The following is an 18592-nucleotide window of genomic DNA, read 5'->3' on the forward strand; positions in this document are numbered from 1 at the left end:
AGGAGTGCCGGAGCAGGAAACTGTTCCGGCATTTTTGAAATCAGGAGTTCAGATGAAAATAAGATCCAACAGAAGAAAAAGAAGAAGATATGGACGGGGAAGAAGTGACAGGAAAGTATTCTATGCAAGAGCCGGACTGGCAGCGCTGCTGTTATTGACAATAGTGCTGATCTTAAGGTCATGCATCTCAAAAAAGCAAGGAGAGATGCGGGCGGATGTGGATGCGTCCAGACCGGAGATTGATGTACAGCTTCTGGATATCAATGAGTACTCCAGACCGGAAATCGAGTCAGACGGGATCACAGGAATCGTGATTCATTATACGGCGAATCCGGGCTCTACTGCACAGGAGAACAGAGATTATTTTGAAGGACTTAAGGACACCCATGAGACATCAGCAAGCAGTAATTTTGTCGTGGGACTGGAAGGAGAGATCATTCAGTGTGTGCCCACATGGGAGGTGGCATATGCATCCAACGAGCGGAATAAGGATACCATTTCGATCGAATGCTGTCATCCGGACGAAACAGGAAAGTTTACAGAAGAAACCTATCAGTCGATGGTGCAGCTGACCGCATGGCTTTGCAGAAAGTACAGTCTGACTGCGGATACAGTGATCCGCCACTATGATGTGACCGGAAAAAATTGTCCGAAATACTTTGTGGAAAATGAAGAGGCATGGGCGAATTTCAAAGAGGATGTGGCGAATGCACTGGCGAAAGGCGGTACGGATTAAAGGAAACGAAAAAGTATATCTCTTGCGGTCTGAAACAATGCTTGTTATAATAAACGGACAGAAGAGTTAAAGGGAAAGAGCAGAGGGCGAAAATATGAATGAATTGATGATAAAAAAGTTTCGGGAATCATGTGATTATAATATCGTACTGATCGGATTTATGGGAGCTGGAAAATCGACGGTGGCAAGAACTCTGGGAGAATGGTTTGACATGGAGATTGTGGAAATGGATGAACTCATCTCGGATCGTCAGAGGATGAGTATTCCGGAGATTTTTGAAAAGCACGGAGAAGAGTATTTCCGGAATCTTGAGACGAATCTTCTGATTGAGCTGCAAAAAACAAGTCGGACGATTATTTCCTGCGGCGGCGGTGCTGCAATGCGCAGTCAGAATGTAAGTGAAATGAAAAAAAATGGATATGTGGTTCTGCTGACAGCTACTCCAAAGACGATTCTGGAACGTGTCAAAGAGAATGATGACAGACCTCTGCTGAAGAATCATAAGAATGTGGAATATATCGCAGAACTGATGGAAAAGCGCCGGGAGAAATATGAGACGGCAGCAGATTTGATCGTGCAGACAGACGAGAAGAATGTGCAGGAAATCTGCAAAGAGATGATTACAAAATTGATGGAGATGGATAGTAGAGATGTTTGATAAATTTTTTCCGGATGAATACCTGGCATCCGCTTATGTGATTCCTTTTGAAGAGCTGTATGAGAAGGGATACCGGGGAGTCATCTTTGATATCGACAATACACTGGTACCACACGGAGCACCGGCAGATGAAAGGGCAAAAAAGCTGTTTACGCGTTTAAACAAAATCGGATTTTCCTCCTGCCTTCTGTCAAATAATCAGAAACCGCGTGTGGAGATGTTTAATCAGGAGATACAGACTGCTTATATCTATAATGCTCACAAGCCTTCAATCAAGAATTATGAGAAGGCAATGAAGATTATGGGGACAACAAAGGAGCGCACCCTGTTTGTTGGCGATCAGCTGTTTACCGATGTATGGGGGGCAAAGAGAACCGGGATTCACAGTATTTTAGTGAAGCCGATCCATCCAAAAGAGGAGATTCAGATCGTTTTGAAGCGTTATTTGGAGAAAATTGTTCTTCATTTTTATAAAAAGAAGCGGAAACTGGATAAAAAAGGTTGAAAAAAGACAGAATCTATTATAGAATTATAAACAGTCGAGAAAAGGCAGCGCATAAAGTGCGCATTTGAAGGAGGATTACAGATGATTTCAGCAGGAGATTTTAAAAATGGTGTTACCGTTGAGATTGACGGAAATATCTATCAGATCTTAGAATTCCAGCACGTAAAACCTGGAAAAGGTGCAGCATTTGTTAGAACAAAATTAAAAAATATCATCAGTGGCGGTGTTGTTGAGAAAACTTTCAGACCAACTGAAAAATTCCCGAAAGCACATATTGACAGAAAAGACATGCAGTATCTTTACAGAGACGGAGATCTGTTTAACTTTATGGACGTAGAGACATATGATCAGATCGCTCTGAACGAAGATGTTGTAGGAGATTCTCTAAAATTTGTAAAAGAGAACGAAGTAGTAAAGATCTGTTCACACAATGGAAACGTATTCTCAGTAGAGCCACCTCTGTTCGTAGAGCTTGCGATTACAGAGACAGAGCCTGGATTCAAGGGAGATACAGCACAGGGAGCTACAAAACCTGCAACTGTAGAGACAGGAGCAATTGTTATGGTACCATTGTTCGTAGAACAGGGAGATGTACTGAAGATTGATACACGTTCAGGAGAATATCTCTCACGTGTTTAATACGAAGGAGACGCCTCAGGGCGTCTTTTTCTTTTGGTAAGATGGGGATTGGTGTGAACAGTAACATTTATAGAATCTTTATAGATAGTTCATATAAAGTTCGTTGTATTTCGCATCAGAGTCGGATATAATCAAGAAACATAATATTGTTCACATCAGATTTCAAAGGCACATTCGTGCCGCATTTCTCAAAAAGATGAGCACACAATCAGGAAGGAGACAGTATGGAATATAGAGAATTTGTGTGCGCAGCAATTGAAACAATGAATCAAAAGGAGGGGAAAAACGGGATACAGGCAAGAGAACACAGAGCAGTAAAAAACAATGGGAAGATTCGTGTTGGACTGTTGCTTCAGGAAACGGGATCCAATCTGTTTCCGACAATCTATCTGGAGGAATATTATGAGAAGTTTCAAAAAGGGGAAACTCTGGAACAGATTGTGTCGGAGATCAGCCAGCTTTATCAAAAGATCAAGGCAAAAAATATCATAGATGTGGATTCTTTTTTTAATCTGGAATCATGGAAGAATAAGCTGGGGATCAAAGTGATAAAAACGGAGAAAAACAGGGAATTACTGGAAGAAATCCCGCATTTGGATGTGCTGGATCTTTCGCTGACCTTTTATGTCATTTTAGACCGGCAATGTGAGGGAAGCGCAACAATGCAGATCACAAATGAGTATATGAGGCAATGGAATCTTGAAACAGAGGAATTATATGAAATGGCCATGCGAAGTGCTGTCAGACTGCTTCCGGCGGAATTCTGCTCACTTCCCGATATGATCCGCAGGATAACCGGAATTGAAGTGGAGGCAATCCGCGGCATGCAGAGAGAATGTCAGATGTATGTACTGACGAATTCCAGCAAGATCCAGGGGGCAGCCTGTATGTTTTATCCGCATGTTCTTGAGATGATCGGTGAAATTTTGAAAGAGGATTTTTATATTCTCCCGAGCAGTATCCATGAAGTGATCATTTTGCCGAAATCAAGAGAAATTGCAAAAGAGGAACTGGATGCTATGATACAGGATATCAATCATACACAGGTAGACACAGAAGAAGTGCTCAGTGATCATGCATATCTTTATGAAAGAGGATTGGGGAAAATACAAATGGCCTTTTAAAAAGAAAAGATGGAATGAGAAATTTGAAAGAAATGCTCTTTACAAGATTGTAAAATTGTGCTAGGATATATAAAGTGTCCGGTTGAAATTCAAAGGACACAAAAGATTATGCGTCTGTAGCTCAGTGGATAGAGCGATGCCCTCCGGAGGCATGTGCGGCGGTTCGACTCCGCCCAGACGTGTATTTTTTATATCGAAAAGAGATCAGTAAAAGGGATTGAGCGGCATCCGGGCGGATGTGCTTCAATCCCTTCTTTTAAATCAAATTCACTTTTCTTTGCAAAATCCGATAAGTAATAAAGTATCCTGCAATGGCAAGTACTGTCGTAGTACAGGTTCCGATCAGGAGCATCTGAAAGAAATACTCTGAAAAGCTGGTCTGTGCAGGAGAAAAAACATAATCAGGAAAGACACTGGTGATGATGGATACTCCTATGCTGATAATCTGAGTAATGAGATTCAGAATAAAATATACAGCAATGGATACAATGATCCGATGTGCGGGAACCAGCTGTCCGATTGCAATACTTGTATAAATAAATAGCACGCAGGAAAGAATTCCGACAAATGAAAAAAATACAACAAGACCGCAAAAGGAAGAGAAGGACATACCAAGTGCAGCCTGAAAGTCAGGTTTGATCCTTTCCAGAGCAGACTGTATATTGTCTCCCGAAATCAAAAACCACGCAGCGGCAAAGCAGATTGTAAGATCCAGCACATACCAGATGGAGGCAGACAGAATCTTCGCCCAGAGCTGGGTCAGCGGTGACGCCGGAAGCGTCCAGGTGATGTATCCCTCATCTGTAAACAGGTTCTTATAAAACCGGACGGCATACATGATACAGCATCCAAAGGAAATCGCAGAAAACAGCATTGTGAGCACGACGATCAAAAGGGCGATAACCGGAGCAAATTCTTCAGGAGCTGCTGAAAAGTCAAGATGATCGATTACAAGGAAGCGTGCGATCAGACAGCCGATGATCAGAATGATATGCAGGACTGCAAACATACGTACTCCATATTTTAAATCATGTTTGATCAATTTTTTTAACATCGAAATACCTCCCGGAATAAAGCATCTACCGATTTTTTGTGTCCGCTGCGGATCTCATCGACAGAGGCGTTGAGTGTAATCTGCCCGTTTTGCAGAAATAAAACCCGATCCAGAACATTTTCTACATCTGCGATCAAATGGGTACAGATCAAAACAGACGCATCTTCGTTGTAGTTTGTCAGGATGGTTCGGAGAATATAATCTCTGGCTGCAGGATCTACACCGCCGATCGGTTCATCTAATACGTAAAGCTGTGCATTCCGGCTCATGACAAGGATGAGCTGGACTTTTTCTTTTGTCCCCTTTGAGAGTGTTTTCAGACGAAGCGAAGGATCGATATCCAGATCCTTTAACATCGTATGAGCACGGGAGACATCAAAATCGGAGTAAAAGTCACTGTAATAGGAAATCAGCTCTGAAATCCTGCGGCGTTCATCCAGACATCCGCGCTCCGGAAGATAGGAAACGATTTTCTTCGTCTCTACACCGGGAACTGATCCGTTTACTGTGATCTGTCCGTCAGTTGGTAAAAGAAGCCCGTTGATCAGTTTGATCAGAGTCGTCTTTCCGCTTCCGTTTGGTCCAAGCAGGCCGATGATCTCTCCGCGTTCCAGAGTCAGATCAACATTGGAAAGTGCAAAAAAGTGATTGAATTTTCGGGTCAGCCCCTTGCATTCGAGAATGGGGTTCATAGGTTTACCTCCTTGAGTGCTTTCTGTATCAACGCAGCAATTTCTTCTTTCTGAAAGCCGAGCTGTTTCATCTTTTCAAGAAACTGTAGGATATGTTCGGATGCGAGACTGGTCTTCATTTCATCCAGCAGCTGGGTATCTTCTGTAATAAAACGTCCGCTTGTCCGCTGAGAATATACCAGTCCGCTCCGTTCCAGTTCGGAGAGTGCTTTTTGCATTGTGTTCGGATTCACGGCAGCTTCTACGGCGAGATCCCGGACAGAGGGAAGTCTGTCACCGGGTTTGTAGATGCCGGATACGATATCCTGCTGAATACGCTCCATCAACTGTAGATAGATGGGACGGTCATTGTCCAATTCCCATGGCATTTGATCACCTCGTTTTCTATGAAAAACTAACTGTACTATATATGTAATACAATCGTATAATGAAGTTGCGGATTTGTCAAGCTACTTTTCATTTGCCGCAAGAATTTTGGCAGGCAGTTCCGGGTGAAAGATCCCTTCCTTTAACATACGAATCTCATATTTGTAAGGGGCATAGGATTTCTTCTCTTTGACAGCCGATGGAATGTACGGTGTTTCCAGAATTTTCGGGATATCCATAAAATCTTTGTGGTGTACGATATGGTGTATCGCGTCAAATCCGATATGTCCGAAACCGATATTGGCATGCCGGTCTTTTGCGGCTCCCGGAATATTTTTACTGTCATTAATGTGAAAGACGGCAATCTGATCTTTTCCGATCAGGCGGTCGAACTCATCGATCACATCATCGAAATGGTGGATGATATCATATCCGCTGTCACTGGTATGGCAGGTGTCAAAGCAGACTCTCAGCTTGTCATTGTATACAACGCCGTCATAAATCTGTGCAAGCTCTTCAAATGTGCGGCCGATTTCGGAACCTTTTCCGGCCATGGTTTCCAGTGCGATATGACAGGGAGTATCTGCTGTCAGGACAGCGTTGAGTCCTTTGATGATCTGGCGGATTCCGGCGTCAGTTCCGGCTCCTACATGAGAACCCGGATGAAGTACCAGAGTATGGCTTTTGCAGGCGGCAGTGCGCTCAATCTCCTTTGCCAGGAATTCGACTGCAAGTTCAAATGTTTCAGGTTTTACAGAATTTCCCAGATTGATGATATAGGGAGCATGTACGATGATTTCGTCAATGCCATGTTCTTTCATATATTCCCAGGCAGATGAAATATTCAGTTCGCTGATTTCTTTGCGCCTTGTGTTCTGCGGAGCTCCTGTATAGAACATAAATGTGTTTGCGCCGTAGGAAACGGCTTCTTTTGCGGAACCAAGCAGCATCTCTTTACCGCTCATGCCCACATGTGATCCTAATTTCATAACATATATCCTCTTCTTTCCTTATTATATAAATCCTTTCGGATGCGTGTACAAACAGCTTGCCGTAAAGCATTATACATGATAAAATAGCAAAATGAAAGAAAAATAGAACGGAGAGTGGAACAGAAGTGAAAACATTGTTGGAACTGATTACAATAGAAATGAAAGAAGCCTTTGAGGCAGCCGGTTATGATGCGGCATTTGCGAAAGTAACCTTGTCAAACCGTCCGGATCTGTGTGAATACCAGTGCAACGGAGCAATGGCAGCAGCAAAAACTTACAAAAAGGCGCCGATCATGATCGCAAATGACGTGGTGGCAGGACTGCAGGAAAAAGACTGTTTTGAAATAGCAGAAGCGGTGAATCCGGGATTTATCAATCTGAAAGTAAAACCATCCTTTGCAGCGGCATTTCTCAATGAGATGGCAGCGAGTGAAAAGCTGGGAGTGGAAGAGATGGAGACACCAAAGACGATCATGGTGGATTACGGCGGACCGAATGTGGCAAAACCGCTGCATGTAGGACATTTGCGTTCTGCGATCATCGGAGAGAGTGTAAAGAGAATCCTGCGTTATAAAGGAAACAAAGTGATCGGTGATATTCATCTGGGAGACTGGGGATATCAGATGGGGCTGATCATTACAGAATTGCAGAAGAGAAAACCTGAGCTTCCATATTTTGATGAAAACTTCACCGGAGAATATCCGAAAGAGGCGCCGTTTACGATCGGAGAGCTTGAGGAAATCTACCCGACGGCCAGCGCTTATGCAAAAGAACATGAAGAGTATCGTGAAAAAGCACTGCAGGCGACGTTCCTTCTGCAGAACGGACATCCGGGATTCCGTGCGATCTGGAATCACATTATGGCAGTTTCTGTAGCAGATTTGAAGAAAAACTATGCAAATCTGAACGTGTCTTTCGACCTCTGGAAGGGAGAGGCAGATGCCCAGAAATATATTCCGGATATGGTGGAGATGCTCAAAGAAAAAGGATATGCGCACTATGATGAAGGTGCTCTTGTAGTGGATGTACAGGAAGAGACAGACAAAAAAGAAGTGCCTCCGTGTATGATCTTAAAGTCAGACGGGGCTGCACTGTATGACACGACAGATCTGGCGACACTGGTAGAGAGAGAAGAACTGTACCAGCCGGACGAAGTGATTTATGTGGTAGATAAGCGTCAGGAGCTTCACTTTGTACAGGTATTCCGCTGTGCAAAGAAGACCGGAATCGTAAAACCGGAGACAGAACTGGAATTTTTAGGATTCGGTACGATGAACGGAAAAGACGGCAAGCCGTTTAAGACAAGAGAAGGCGGCGTGATGCGTCTGGAAAATCTGATTCGTGAGATCAACGAAGAGATGTACAAGAAGATCATGGACAACCGTACGGTTTCTGAGGAAGAGGCAAAGAAGACTGCACAGATGGTAGGACTTGCTGCGATCAAATATGGTGATCTTTCCAATCAGGCATCCAAGGATTATGTCTTTGATGTAGACCGCTTTACTTCCTTTGAAGGAAACACGGGACCGTACATTCTGTACACAATTGTCCGGATCAAGTCGATCCTGAATAAATACCAGGAAGAAAACAGTCTGGAGGATCTGGTGATCAGAGAGGCATCCAGTGAATTTGAAAAAGCACTGATGCTGGAATGTGCAAAATTCAATGATGTGATCGAGACAGTTTATGAAGAGACAGCGCCGCACAAGCTGTGTGCATATATTTATGATCTGGCCAACGCATTTAATAAATTCTATCATGAGACAAAGATCCTTTCAGAGGAAGACGCAGAGAAGAAGAAAGGTTATATCGCGCTTTTGAAACTGACAAAAGAGGTTCTGGAGAGTTGTATCGATCTGCTTGGATTTGAAGCGCCGGAGAGGATGTAGGATATGACGGAAAAATTGTTTTATCTGGACAGTCATCTGCAGAGATTTTCTGCGCAGGTAGAGCAGTGTGTCCCGGATGGAGAAAACTGGCAGATCGTGCTGGATCGGACTGCCTTTTTTCCGGAAGGGGGAGGACAGTATGCGGATACAGGGATACTTGGCAGTGCGCGAGTGCTGGATGTGCAGGAAAAGGATGGTGTGATTTTTCACAGGACAGATGCGCCTCTTTCGGTTGGAGACTGTGTAGAGGGAAGGATTGACTGGGATCTTCGTTTTATGAAGATGCAGCAGCATACCGGAGAGCATATCGTTTCCGGGTTGGTTCATAAAAGGTTTGGGTATCAGAATGTGGGATTCCATCTGGGAAGTGAAGACTGCACGATGGATTTCAACGGAGAGATTACCAAAGAGGAGATTCGCGAGATTGAATGGGAAGCCAATCGGGCAGTGGTGCGAAATCTGGAAGTGGAAGTGACCTATCCGGATCAGAAAGCACTCCAGACGCTTGTATACCGCAGTAAGATTGAGATTGAAGGTCAGGTACGGATCGTGACGATCCCGGAATATGATGTGTGTGCGTGCTGTGCGCCGCATGTGAAACAAACAGGGGAGATCGGGCAGATCCGTCTGACGGGAGTGCAGCGTTATAAAGGCGGCGTCCGTGTGACCATGCTCTGTGGATTCCGTGCGTTGGAGGATTACCGCAGGAAAGCAGAGAGTACAGGGTGTATTTCTTCTGCTCTGTGTGTGAAAGAAGAAGACGTGGCGCAGGGGGTAGAAAAATTAAAAAATGACTGTACAGAATGGAAGCAAAGATATGCGCAGTTAAAGCGAGACATGCTTGCCATTCGTGCAGAAAGGCTGGCCGGGCAATCGGAGGATGTGATTGTGTTTGCGGATGATCTGGAGGGAGAAGAGCTGAGGATTCTGATGAATCTTGTTCTGGATCATGGCAAACGGATCTGTGCAGCATTTGGCGGAGATGAGGAGCATGGTTTCCGTTATGTGATCGGAAGCAGGATATTGGATATGAGACCGCTTGCAAAAGAACTGAATGAGACATTTCATGGCAGAGGCGGCGGAAAACCGGAGATGGTTCAGGGCAGTGTGCAGGGAAATGAGAGTGAGATGAGGGCATGGATACAGGAGAAAGCGAGGGAAATGAATGGATAGAAATTCAGAACCGGTGAAATTCTGGCATGTATGTGGTCCGCTCTTATTGTATTGGGTGATTCAGTTTGTTGCCCGGTTAGTGGCAGAGCTTGCAGTAATGATTCCGCATATCGGTCAGGTTATGGATTATGACGCACTGGAAAAGAGCACTACGACAGAAGAGATGACCGAGGCGATTATGAGCAGTGTGCAGGGAATGTACGAGATTGTGGGTAAATATATTATGCCGATTCTTGCGTTCAGTGCGCTTTGTACGTTGTTTTTGACGGTACCGCTGTTTTTGAAAGACCGGAAGAAGGAACGAATACTTCATAAACAGTCAGTGAAAGTTCCGGGAGTCAAGAAGTATCTGGTCGTTTTCGGACTGGGAAGTGCATTTTGTATCGGATTAAATTGTCTGATGATGTTGTCTGCCCTGGCGTTGTCCTCCTTAGCGTACAGCGATGTGGATATGCAGACGAATGTGGTCGTGCAGTTGATTTGTATGGGGATCATCGTGCCGGTTGCGGAAGAGTTGATGTTCAGGGGGCTTGTTTTTAAAAGATTCCGTGAAAAGAGCACATTCTTTAGTGCGGCGCTGCTTTCGTCTTTGATTTTCGGATTGATGAACGGGAATCTGCTGCAAATCCTCTATGTCGGAGCGATGGGAATGGTGCTTGCCTATTCCTATGAGATTTGTGGGACGATCAAGGTGCCGATCCTGCTTCATATTACAGTGAATGTGATGGGAATTCTTCTGACAGACAGTGCACTGGGAGCATGGATCCAAGGCGATATCATGCGTCTTGGAGGGGCGGTTATAGTCAGTGCCTTTGTCGGTTCTTCCATGTATGTGCTTTTGAGGGGGATGAAGAAGCAAGAAGTACCGCCTGTTGAATAAAGCTTTTAGGAAAAAGATTACGGTTTACGCCGGTGGGGGTGAATCGTAATTTTTTTGTTTATTAATATTTAAGAATTTATACATTGACTTTCAGGAGTCAGAGACGTATAATTCATACATAACTTAATCGACGGAAGTTCTTCCGGCAGAGGTTATAAGTTCCATGGATCGTAATGAGATCCAGTCAAGAAATCAAGTGTTAATTTCTAACAGATTTCAGTTATTTTAAGTGTTTTATAATGAATCATATATGGCAATAGTCTGTAGAAGATACAGGCTCAGTTCTGATATTCCTGTCTGAGAAAATCATTTCTATTTTTATCTTACGATCTTACAGATTTCCGGAATGCAGAAAATAATTATCGATTTAAACTTTCAAAGTTTAAATAATACAACAATATAAAATCGGCAATATATGTGCAGAAAAAGAAAGGAGGAAGTCTGATGAGAAGAGAAAAAGATGAAAAAGGCTGAAATTCTATAAAAATCCGGTAAAAAGTAAACAAAATCATGAAAAAGAATCAAAAGGAGTAGAAAAGTATGAAAGCATTTATGGAAGAATATGGAGTAATCGTAGTAGCAGCAATCGTCATCATGATCATTGTAGTAGCAGCATCACCAATCGGAGACAGCATTAAAAGCGGAATTATGGAAGCAGTACAGAAATTGACGAACGCACTTGCAGATGCAAATGGAGTCAGCTAATGAAAATATCCAGGGAAGCATGGGATTTGAAAGAGGAGTGCTTCGGACCGCTGCTCCCATATGTAAAAGATCAGCAGGTTACAGACATCAATTATAACGGGACTGATGTGTGGATCGAACATTTAAAATATGGGATTCGAAAAGCTCCGGTGAATCTGACACCGGAGTTCGCAGGCCGATTTAGCGTTCTGATTTCTAATATTGTGAGTGAACAAATCAATAAATTTAATAATGTTCTGGAAGCGGAGACGGACACTCTCAGGATTTCGATCATTCATCCAAGCGTGACAAATACAGGGTATTCCATCTCTATTCGAAAAACACCGGCGGTTATGCGTATGACAGAAGAAAAAATGCTGGCCGATGGATACTGTTCCAGAGAGGTGCTTCTGTTTCTGAGAAATTGTATGGAAGCAAAATTGAATATGGTCTTTTGCGGGTGTCCGGGAGCAGGAAAAACAGAATTGCTGAAATTTTTAACACAATTTATACCGAAGCACGAAAAGGTGATGACCATTGAAGATAACCTTGAGATTCATTATCGGGATATTAATCCGGGGGCAAACTGTGTGGAACTGAAAGTAGATGAAGAATTTTTCTCCTATACGAAAGCAATCAAATCTGCACTTCGGCAAAATCCGCAATGGGTGCTTCTGTCAGAAGCGCGTTCTACAGAAGTGAAGTATCTTTTAGAATGCTTTTCGACAGGTCTTCACGGACTGACGACACTACACACAGATGATACGAGGAAGATTCCTGACCGGATTCAGAATATGATGCAGGATTCTTACGCGGCATCCAGAATGGAAAATGACATCTATAGTTTTTTGAATGTAGGAATATTGCTCTGCAAAAAGGCAACCGGAAATGGAAAGGTCTTTCGGTTTGTCGATCAGATCTGCCTGTTTGACAGAATCGGAGAAGAAAACCGAAAGTATCTGATCGTGGAAAATGGAAAAGTAGTGTCCAGAGAAATTTCTGAGAATATTAGAAAAAAATTTCAATGGGCAGGAATAAGATCCCCCTTTTTGGGAGAAAGTGAGGGGAAAATGGTGTGCAGGTAAAACAAAAAAAGAAAAGGTGAAAAAGGCACATGTTTCACTATTGGAATCCGAAACTGCTGAATCTGGAGATTCAGCGGTGTGGATACACATTCAGTGCTTCGTCCTATGTGAAATATCTGTTGGCGGTCTATCTGGGAATTGCAGGATTTGCCTATCTTTTTCAACTGCAGGTTTTCTTTTCAGTGATTGTAATGGCAGCGGCATCGATATTTGTGCCAACGGTATTTTTAATGAATTATAAAAATCTGTATGAAGAAAAGAAGTTTGAAGATCTGACTGCCTATATGGAACAGCTTTTATATTCGTTTAAACGCAGGGCAAAGATTTTAACGGCGCTGGAAGATACAAAATTATTGTTCCGTCAGGGAGAGAGCCGTTTATACAATGGAATCGAATATGCAGTAGAGCATATCCAGTCCGCACAAAGTGAGGGAAACATTTATCAGGAGGCATTTTCAGAAATTGAAAAAGAGTATGGATGTAAAAGATTGTATAAGATCCATGATTTTTTGATGCAGGTAGAGCAGTCGGGAGGAAGCCCGGATGCAGCGATTGAGATTTTGCTGAATGACAGAAAAATGTGGATTGAGAGGATTTATGGTCTGCAGAAAGAAAAAAAGAATATCAAGGTTAAGGTAACGATCGGGATCGGACTGTCTTTTCTGATCTGTGCCATGAGTATTCTGATGCTGCCAAAAGAGTTTGATATCACACAGGATCCAATTTCTCAGGCGGTCACGACAGGAGTGGTGATTCTCAATATGCTGATCTGGTATGCAGCGCAGAAAAAACTTTCCGGCAGTCTGATCTTATCAGATGAAGATGTCGATGAAGCGGAAATCTGGGAAAAATATAAGTATGTTGTGAAGGGAAACCGGGAAAAGGAAAGGTTTAAATATAGTATCATTGGATGTATCTTCGGTGTGACGGCGATCTTACTAGGGAATACTGTGGGGATGACGGCAGCAGGTGCGGCGGGTGCAGCAGCAATCTGGATGTTGACGCAGGAGAAGCGAAAATATAAACATGCCAGAAAACGTGTATTACGTGAGGTGGAAAAACAATTTCCGGAATGGCTGATGAATCTGTCCCTGCAGCTTCAGACGGATAATGTGCATGTATCTTTAAAGAAGACAATACCGGACGCACCGTTTATCTTAAAACAGGATTTAACGCGGTTGGTAGAAGAAATCGAACAGCAGCCGAATGCACTTCAGCCTTATATCCGCTTTATGAGAGAGTTCCAGATTCCGGATGTGCTTTCTGCAATGAAGATCTTGTATTCCATGGCAGAATTTGGAATTGGAGATATGGGAGGGCAGATTGATGCGCTGGTACAGAGAAATACCGTTATGATGGATCGGGCAGAGCGTTTGAAGGAAGAAGATCTGATGGCAGGTGTTGGGTTTCTTGTACTGCTTCCAATGATCACGGGAGTCGTAAAAATGCTCGCAGATCTGGTACTGGTCATTTTGGGGATTTTGTCTGTTGTAAATACAATTTAGAAGGTTTGAGAGAAAAGAGGGCGATATCATGAAAGAATTTTTGGAAGAATACGGTTCGATCATCGTAATTTCAATCATCGGATATGCGGTCATGTCCGGTTTATGGAAGATTTTAATACAGGTAAGTTCTGTTTGAGAAGGAGAATAGCGGAATGAAAGAATTTATGGAAGAGTATGGCGGTGTGATCGTGACGTGTATGCTGGGAATCATGCTGCTTGGACTTTTGTATTCGCTGCTTGCTTCAGGAGGTCAGCTGCATAGGCTGGCAGAGCTGTTTTTTGACGGGATAGGGATAAAAATGTCAGGAGGGCAGATGTGAAGAGCTGGATCGGAGAATATGGAAAAATCGCAGCAATGGCAATTATCCTGGCCGTATTATTTGCATTTGTTTGGAATCGTACTGATCGTGGATATCTGGGCGCGCTTTCAAAGGCAGAGCCAAAATCATTTTTAAAAGCAACCGATAATTCCGATTTTCTTGTACAGCTGAAACCGAGACCGGATCCGGTCTTGACGGTATCTGTCAGTAAACTGAAGTATCAAAGAAGATATGACCTTCTTCATGGAAAAGAAATCAGTGCCAGGGCTGTGGACGCGGATGGAAGAGAGCTTCCGGTCAGCGTGATAAAACTGATCGCTCCAGATGGAAGTCAGCTGGAAAAGGAACTAAATCCAGAGGCGTTTTGGACAGCGCAGAGAGGTGTTTATGAGATTACTTATCAGGCAGAGGAAAACTATCAGGGGGCTTATATTAGAAAAGTAACAAAGGTATGTCGGGTTACAGTAGATTAAAGTGCGGTTGAAAGGAAAAGAAAAATGAAAGGTGCGATCGAAACAATGGTGGGAGTTGTACTGATTGCCTTCATGGCAGTGCTGAGTACTGCCTATATCAGCGCATCGTTGAATACACAGAAGGCACAGGCTTATCATTCTACAGTTGTAACAGAGATTGAAGCGAGTGATTATAATGCAGAGGTTCTGGAGAAATGTAAAAAGAAAGCGCTGGAAAACGGATATGAAAATCTGGATATTCAGGTTGTGACCAGTGCGGCAGGAAGCAAATATGCAAAAGTGACATTGGCATACCGGTACACGATTCCACTTTTGAATATGCTTTTGGAGCATCAGATCACAGGATATGCAAAATAGAAAAAAGGGGAAAGGAGAGTATGCCAGGAACGGATGAGACATGCAGTGATGGGATTTTTTATTTTAATTATGCTGATTTTTGCAGGAGCATCGATTTATACGGCGGAGACAAAGACGATGCATCAGAATGAGCTGGACAGTATTCTGGGAGCAGCAATGGAAGAATCGATGGAGATTCTGACAGTTAATCCGACATATTCGATCGGGAAAGAGGTGGAAGGAAAAGAGCTGGCAGCAGATTTTATTCAGAATATGCTCATGCGAACAACCAGCAAATCGACATTTGAAGTAGAGATACTGACAGCAGATGCGCAGAAAGGTTTGCTGGATGTGCGGGTGACGGAATATTATCGACAGATATGGGGAACGGGAAAGGCAGTTGCCAGAAAAACTGTGATATTGGATGATGTAGAAGGAAAAGAAGAGGTTTTCTCTAAGATATCATTCTGGAAATCATACAAAGATAATAAAGGCGAGGAAAAACGTATTGTAAAGCAGGTGGTAGTTCCGGAGGGGATTTTGCTGCCAAAGGAAATACTGCCGGTTGAAAATGAAAGTGGAGATGAGAAAGTGAAAGGCTGGAGAGCTGTCGGCCAGTCGGAAAACACCATATATACAAAAGAAAATATCGGGACAGTGCAGGCGAAAGGCGATATGGATTTTGAAGCTGTTTATGAGAAAACCGGCAGTAAGGCAGATTAAAAAGGAAAAATATTACAAAAATATTAAAAAGTTATTGCTTTTTCATCACGTATCGAATATAATTCTTATTGTATGATTAAACTTGACGATAATACCACACAATCCTTTCAAAATACCACAAACTGTATTGAAAAAGTGCGGAAAATCAGGTATTATGTAGAATATGTGGGGACATAAATAAGAATATTAAGGATAGGTGAAAGTATGAAAATGAAAAAAGTACGAAGTGTACTGCTTGCGGCAGCATTAACGTGTTCCATGATAGTTACACCTGTTATGGCGGCACCAGATGATACAACAAGTCTTCAGAATCAGAAAGAATCAGCTCAGAATGAAGTGAACGGTCTTCAGGCACAGCTGAATGAATTGTTTACAAAGACAAATGATCTGGAAACACAGCTGATCAACAAAGGGCAGGAGATTACCAAGGCTCAGGAAGACCTGGCTGTAGCAGAAGAGAAAAAGCAGCAGCAGTATGAAGATATGAAGCTTCGTATTAAATACATGTATGAGGAAGGAGATACTTCAGCATTAGAACGTATTGTAGCTTCCGGAAGTATCTCAGAGATGCTTACTCAGACGGAATATGTGGAGAAAGTACATACATATGACCGTGATAAGTTGCGGGAATATGCAGAGACAGTTCAGGAAGTAGAAGATCTGAAGACATCTCTGGAATCAGATATGACAAAATTGCAGAATCTGGATGAGGAGTACAAGACACAGACAGCAGAGCTGTCAAGTACGATTGAGTCCAAGAGAGCAGAAGTGTCTAACTTGGATGCAATGATTCAGGAAGCTGCAAGAGCGGCAGTAGAAGCTGCGAAAAAGGAACAGGAAAAGAACAACACGGTAAATAATGAAAATACCAATACACCGTCAGGCGGTGGAGATAATAGCGGTGGAACTGTAACGCCGGCACCAGAGCCGACACCGACACCAACTCCGGATCCGACACCAACTCCGACACCGACACCGGAACCAAATTACAATCCGTCTACCGGAAATGCAGTCGTGGATCGTGCATACAGCTGGGTAGGAAAAGCGGAATATGTATGGGGAGCATGCAGTCCGGGAGCGTTTGACTGTTCCGGTTTTGTAGCGTATTGTCTGACTGGCAATTATGCTCGTCTTGGTACAACGTATACATTCCTTGGATGGCCGCAGGTAAGCAACCCGCAGCCGGGAGATGTGGCAGTAAATGCAGAGCATTGTGGAATCTACATCGGCGGTGGCCAGATGATCCATGCAGCAGATTATGGAATCGGTGTTATTGTAGGACCGGTTCAGAGCGGTATGATCTACGTTCGTTACTAAAGAAAAATTCATATACAAAGTACAAAAGAAAAGCCCTGATGGTCATCGTGTCATCAGGGCTTTAAGATTCTTAGATCAGTTTTTGGGGAACAATTTCAAGCCAGTATCCATCCGGATCAGAGATGAAGTAAATTCCCATTCCCGGATTTTCGTAGCAGATACATCCCATTTCTTTGTGCTTTTTGTGAGCCGCATCGAAATCATCCACTTCAAACGCAAGATGGATCTCATTGTCTCCCAGGTTGTAAGGGCGATCCATATCACGCAGCCAGGTCAGCTCTAAAAGATGTGGAGTAGTTCCGTCTCCAAGGTAGACCAGGGTAAAGCTTCCATCCTCAGCGTCTTTTCTGCGAACTTCCGTCAGATCCAGAGCTTCTTTGTAAAATGCAAGAGATTTATCCAGATCCAGTACATTTAAATTGTTGTGTGCAAATGTAAATTTCATAGAGTACATCCTTTCTTTTCCTTTTCCATCAGCATACCATAGAAAGTCCTTGCAATCCAGTATTTTCTATGATATACTACTAGCGTTGCGAAAAAACACGTATGCGTGGTATCACTGAAGGTGCCTAAGTTTGACGATAAGACAAGCCGGTCTCAGTGTAAAGAAAGTATACGGAAGTAAAAAACCAATTTGGAGGAAAAAACATGAGCGTTATTTCAATGAAACAACTTTTAGAAGCAGGTGTTCATTTCGGACATCAGACAAGAAGATGGAACCCTAAAATGGCTCCATATATCTACACAGAGAGAAATGGTATTTACATCATCGACCTGCAGAAATCTGTAGGAATGGTTGACGATGCTTACAAAGCAGTTTCTGATATTGCAGCAGAAGGCGGCACAATCCTTTTCGTAGGAACAAAGAAACAGGCTCAGGATGCAATCAAAACAGAAGCAGAGCGTTGTGGAATGTTCTACGTAAACGAGAGATGGTTAGGTGGAATGCTGACAAACTTCAAGACAATCCAGAGCCGTATCGCACGTCTGAAAGACATCGAGAGAATGGCAGAAGACGGAACATTTGATGTACTTCCTAAAAAAGAAGTAATCGAGCTGAAAAAAGAGTGGGAAAAACTGGAGAAGAACCTTGGTGGAATCAAAGAAATGAAAAAGATTCCAGATGCGATCTTCATCGTAGATCCTAAAAAAGAAAGAATCTGTGTACAGGAAGCACACACTCTGGGAATTCCGCTGATCGGAATCTGTGATACAAACTGTGATCCGGAAGAACTGGATTACGTAATCCCAGGTAACGATGATGCGATCAGAGCAGTAAAATTAATCGTTTCCAAAATGGCTGATGCTGTTATCGAAGCAAATCAGGGAGCAGCAGAAGATGCATATTATGAGGAAGCTGAAGAAGCAGTAGCTGAAGAGACTGTAGAAGCAGAATAATTATGAACGTAAATGCTTCAGCCTGAACATCAGGTTGGAGCAT

At 43.1% G+C, this 18592-nt stretch carries 22 protein-coding genes and 1 tRNA gene; 18 read left to right on the plus strand and 5 right to left on the minus strand.

All coding sequences use genetic code 11. The features are described from left to right. Positions 1 to 52: 52 nt before the first annotated feature. From FXV78_RS10550 to FXV78_RS10575, 6 genes are all read left to right on the plus strand, one after another. On the plus strand, positions 53 to 736 hold the full coding sequence (locus tag FXV78_RS10550; protein ID WP_039959741.1) for a peptidoglycan recognition protein family protein: 684 nt from the start codon (positions 53 to 55) through the stop codon (positions 734 to 736). A 94-nt stretch (positions 737 to 830) separates the two neighbouring features. Then, positions 831 to 1394: a shikimate kinase gene (locus FXV78_RS10555; RefSeq protein WP_004843036.1), complete on the plus strand. Its 564-nt coding sequence runs from the start codon at positions 831 to 833 to the stop codon at positions 1392 to 1394. Then, entirely contained in the window at positions 1387 to 1899 is a 513-nt protein-coding gene (locus tag FXV78_RS10560) for a YqeG family HAD IIIA-type phosphatase (protein ID WP_004843037.1), read from the plus strand. Before FXV78_RS10555 ends, FXV78_RS10560 begins: the two co-directional genes overlap by 8 nt. An 81-nt stretch (positions 1900 to 1980) precedes the next feature. Then, positions 1981 to 2538: an elongation factor P gene (efp, locus tag FXV78_RS10565; protein ID WP_004843038.1), complete on the plus strand. Its 558-nt coding sequence runs from the start codon at positions 1981 to 1983 to the stop codon at positions 2536 to 2538. A 224-nt stretch (positions 2539 to 2762) separates the two neighbouring features. Further along, positions 2763 to 3662, plus strand: a complete 900-nt coding sequence (locus FXV78_RS10570; RefSeq protein ID WP_004843039.1) for a DUF5688 family protein — start codon at positions 2763 to 2765, stop codon at positions 3660 to 3662. A gap of 110 nt (positions 3663 to 3772) precedes the next feature. Next, a tRNA-Arg gene (locus tag FXV78_RS10575) sits at positions 3773 to 3844 on the plus strand. A gap of 74 nt (positions 3845 to 3918) precedes the next feature. On the opposite strand, the gene FXV78_RS10580 is transcribed toward FXV78_RS10575, so the two are convergent. From FXV78_RS10580 to FXV78_RS10595, 4 genes are all read right to left on the minus strand, one after another. After that, complete coding sequence (locus FXV78_RS10580) at positions 3919 to 4716, minus strand: hypothetical protein (RefSeq protein ID WP_004843040.1); 798 nt, start codon at positions 4714 to 4716, stop codon at positions 3919 to 3921. After that, the gene (locus tag FXV78_RS10585) at positions 4710 to 5408 is read right to left on the minus strand and encodes an ABC transporter ATP-binding protein (protein WP_004843041.1); all 699 of its coding nucleotides are present in this window, start codon (positions 5406 to 5408) and stop codon (positions 4710 to 4712) included. Before FXV78_RS10585 ends, FXV78_RS10580 begins: the two co-directional genes overlap by 7 nt. Continuing rightward, positions 5405 to 5776: a GntR family transcriptional regulator gene (locus FXV78_RS10590; RefSeq protein ID WP_004843042.1), complete on the minus strand. Its 372-nt coding sequence runs from the start codon at positions 5774 to 5776 to the stop codon at positions 5405 to 5407. Before FXV78_RS10590 ends, FXV78_RS10585 begins: the two co-directional genes overlap by 4 nt. Positions 5777 to 5857: 81 nt before the next feature. Beyond that, positions 5858 to 6763, minus strand: a complete 906-nt coding sequence (locus FXV78_RS10595) for a deoxyribonuclease IV (protein WP_004843043.1) — start codon at positions 6761 to 6763, stop codon at positions 5858 to 5860. A gap of 128 nt (positions 6764 to 6891) precedes the next feature. On the opposite strand from FXV78_RS10595, the gene argS reads away from it, so the two are divergent. The 11 genes from argS (at position 6892) to FXV78_RS10640 (ending at position 17151) form a co-directional block, all read left to right on the plus strand. Further along, the gene (gene argS, locus FXV78_RS10600; RefSeq protein ID WP_004843044.1) at positions 6892 to 8655 is read left to right on the plus strand and encodes an arginine--tRNA ligase; all 1764 of its coding nucleotides are present in this window, start codon (positions 6892 to 6894) and stop codon (positions 8653 to 8655) included. Positions 8656 to 8658: 3 nt separating this feature from the next. Then, the gene (locus tag FXV78_RS10605) at positions 8659 to 9828 is read left to right on the plus strand and encodes an alanyl-tRNA editing protein (protein WP_004843045.1); all 1170 of its coding nucleotides are present in this window, start codon (positions 8659 to 8661) and stop codon (positions 9826 to 9828) included. Continuing rightward, positions 9821 to 10708 carry a CPBP family intramembrane glutamic endopeptidase gene (locus tag FXV78_RS10610; RefSeq protein ID WP_004843046.1) on the plus strand — a complete coding sequence of 296 codons (888 nt, stop codon included), beginning with the start codon at positions 9821 to 9823 and terminating at the stop codon, positions 10706 to 10708. The genes FXV78_RS10605 and FXV78_RS10610 overlap by 8 nt, the downstream gene beginning before the upstream one ends. Positions 10709 to 11248: 540 nt before the next feature. Beyond that, positions 11249 to 11413: a hypothetical protein gene (locus tag FXV78_RS17925; protein WP_004843048.1), complete on the plus strand. Its 165-nt coding sequence runs from the start codon at positions 11249 to 11251 to the stop codon at positions 11411 to 11413. Continuing rightward, complete coding sequence (locus FXV78_RS10615; protein ID WP_004843049.1) at positions 11413 to 12477, plus strand: ATPase, T2SS/T4P/T4SS family; 1065 nt, start codon at positions 11413 to 11415, stop codon at positions 12475 to 12477. The genes FXV78_RS17925 and FXV78_RS10615 overlap by 1 nt, the downstream gene beginning before the upstream one ends. Positions 12478 to 12506: 29 nt before the next feature. Further along, positions 12507 to 13982 carry a hypothetical protein gene (locus FXV78_RS10620; RefSeq protein WP_004843050.1) on the plus strand — a complete coding sequence of 492 codons (1476 nt, stop codon included), beginning with the start codon at positions 12507 to 12509 and terminating at the stop codon, positions 13980 to 13982. A 152-nt stretch (positions 13983 to 14134) separates the two neighbouring features. After that, the gene (locus FXV78_RS17930) at positions 14135 to 14302 is read left to right on the plus strand and encodes a hypothetical protein (protein WP_004843052.1); all 168 of its coding nucleotides are present in this window, start codon (positions 14135 to 14137) and stop codon (positions 14300 to 14302) included. Further along, a complete protein-coding gene (locus tag FXV78_RS10625; RefSeq protein WP_004843053.1) occupies positions 14299 to 14775 on the plus strand; it encodes a hypothetical protein in 477 nt (158 codons plus the stop codon). The genes FXV78_RS17930 and FXV78_RS10625 overlap by 4 nt, the downstream gene beginning before the upstream one ends. A gap of 24 nt (positions 14776 to 14799) precedes the next feature. Then, complete coding sequence (locus FXV78_RS10630) at positions 14800 to 15132, plus strand: hypothetical protein (protein ID WP_004843054.1); 333 nt, start codon at positions 14800 to 14802, stop codon at positions 15130 to 15132. Between the two features lie 48 nt (positions 15133 to 15180). After that, a complete protein-coding gene (locus FXV78_RS10635) occupies positions 15181 to 15834 on the plus strand; it encodes a hypothetical protein (protein ID WP_226972189.1) in 654 nt (217 codons plus the stop codon). 204 nt (positions 15835 to 16038) lie between these two features. Then, the gene (locus FXV78_RS10640; protein ID WP_004843058.1) at positions 16039 to 17151 is read left to right on the plus strand and encodes a coiled-coil domain-containing protein; all 1113 of its coding nucleotides are present in this window, start codon (positions 16039 to 16041) and stop codon (positions 17149 to 17151) included. A 70-nt stretch (positions 17152 to 17221) separates the two neighbouring features. On the opposite strand, the gene FXV78_RS10645 is transcribed toward FXV78_RS10640, so the two are convergent. Beyond that, the gene (locus FXV78_RS10645) at positions 17222 to 17596 is read right to left on the minus strand and encodes a VOC family protein (RefSeq protein ID WP_004843059.1); all 375 of its coding nucleotides are present in this window, start codon (positions 17594 to 17596) and stop codon (positions 17222 to 17224) included. Between the two features lie 203 nt (positions 17597 to 17799). On the opposite strand from FXV78_RS10645, the gene rpsB reads away from it, so the two are divergent. Next, positions 17800 to 18549: a 30S ribosomal protein S2 gene (gene rpsB / locus FXV78_RS10650; protein ID WP_009245884.1), complete on the plus strand. Its 750-nt coding sequence runs from the start codon at positions 17800 to 17802 to the stop codon at positions 18547 to 18549. Positions 18550 to 18592: the final 43 nt, after the last annotated feature.

This window comes from Mediterraneibacter gnavus ATCC 29149, from assembly GCF_008121495.1.
Taxonomy (GTDB): domain Bacteria; phylum Bacillota; class Clostridia; order Lachnospirales; family Lachnospiraceae; genus Mediterraneibacter; species Mediterraneibacter gnavus.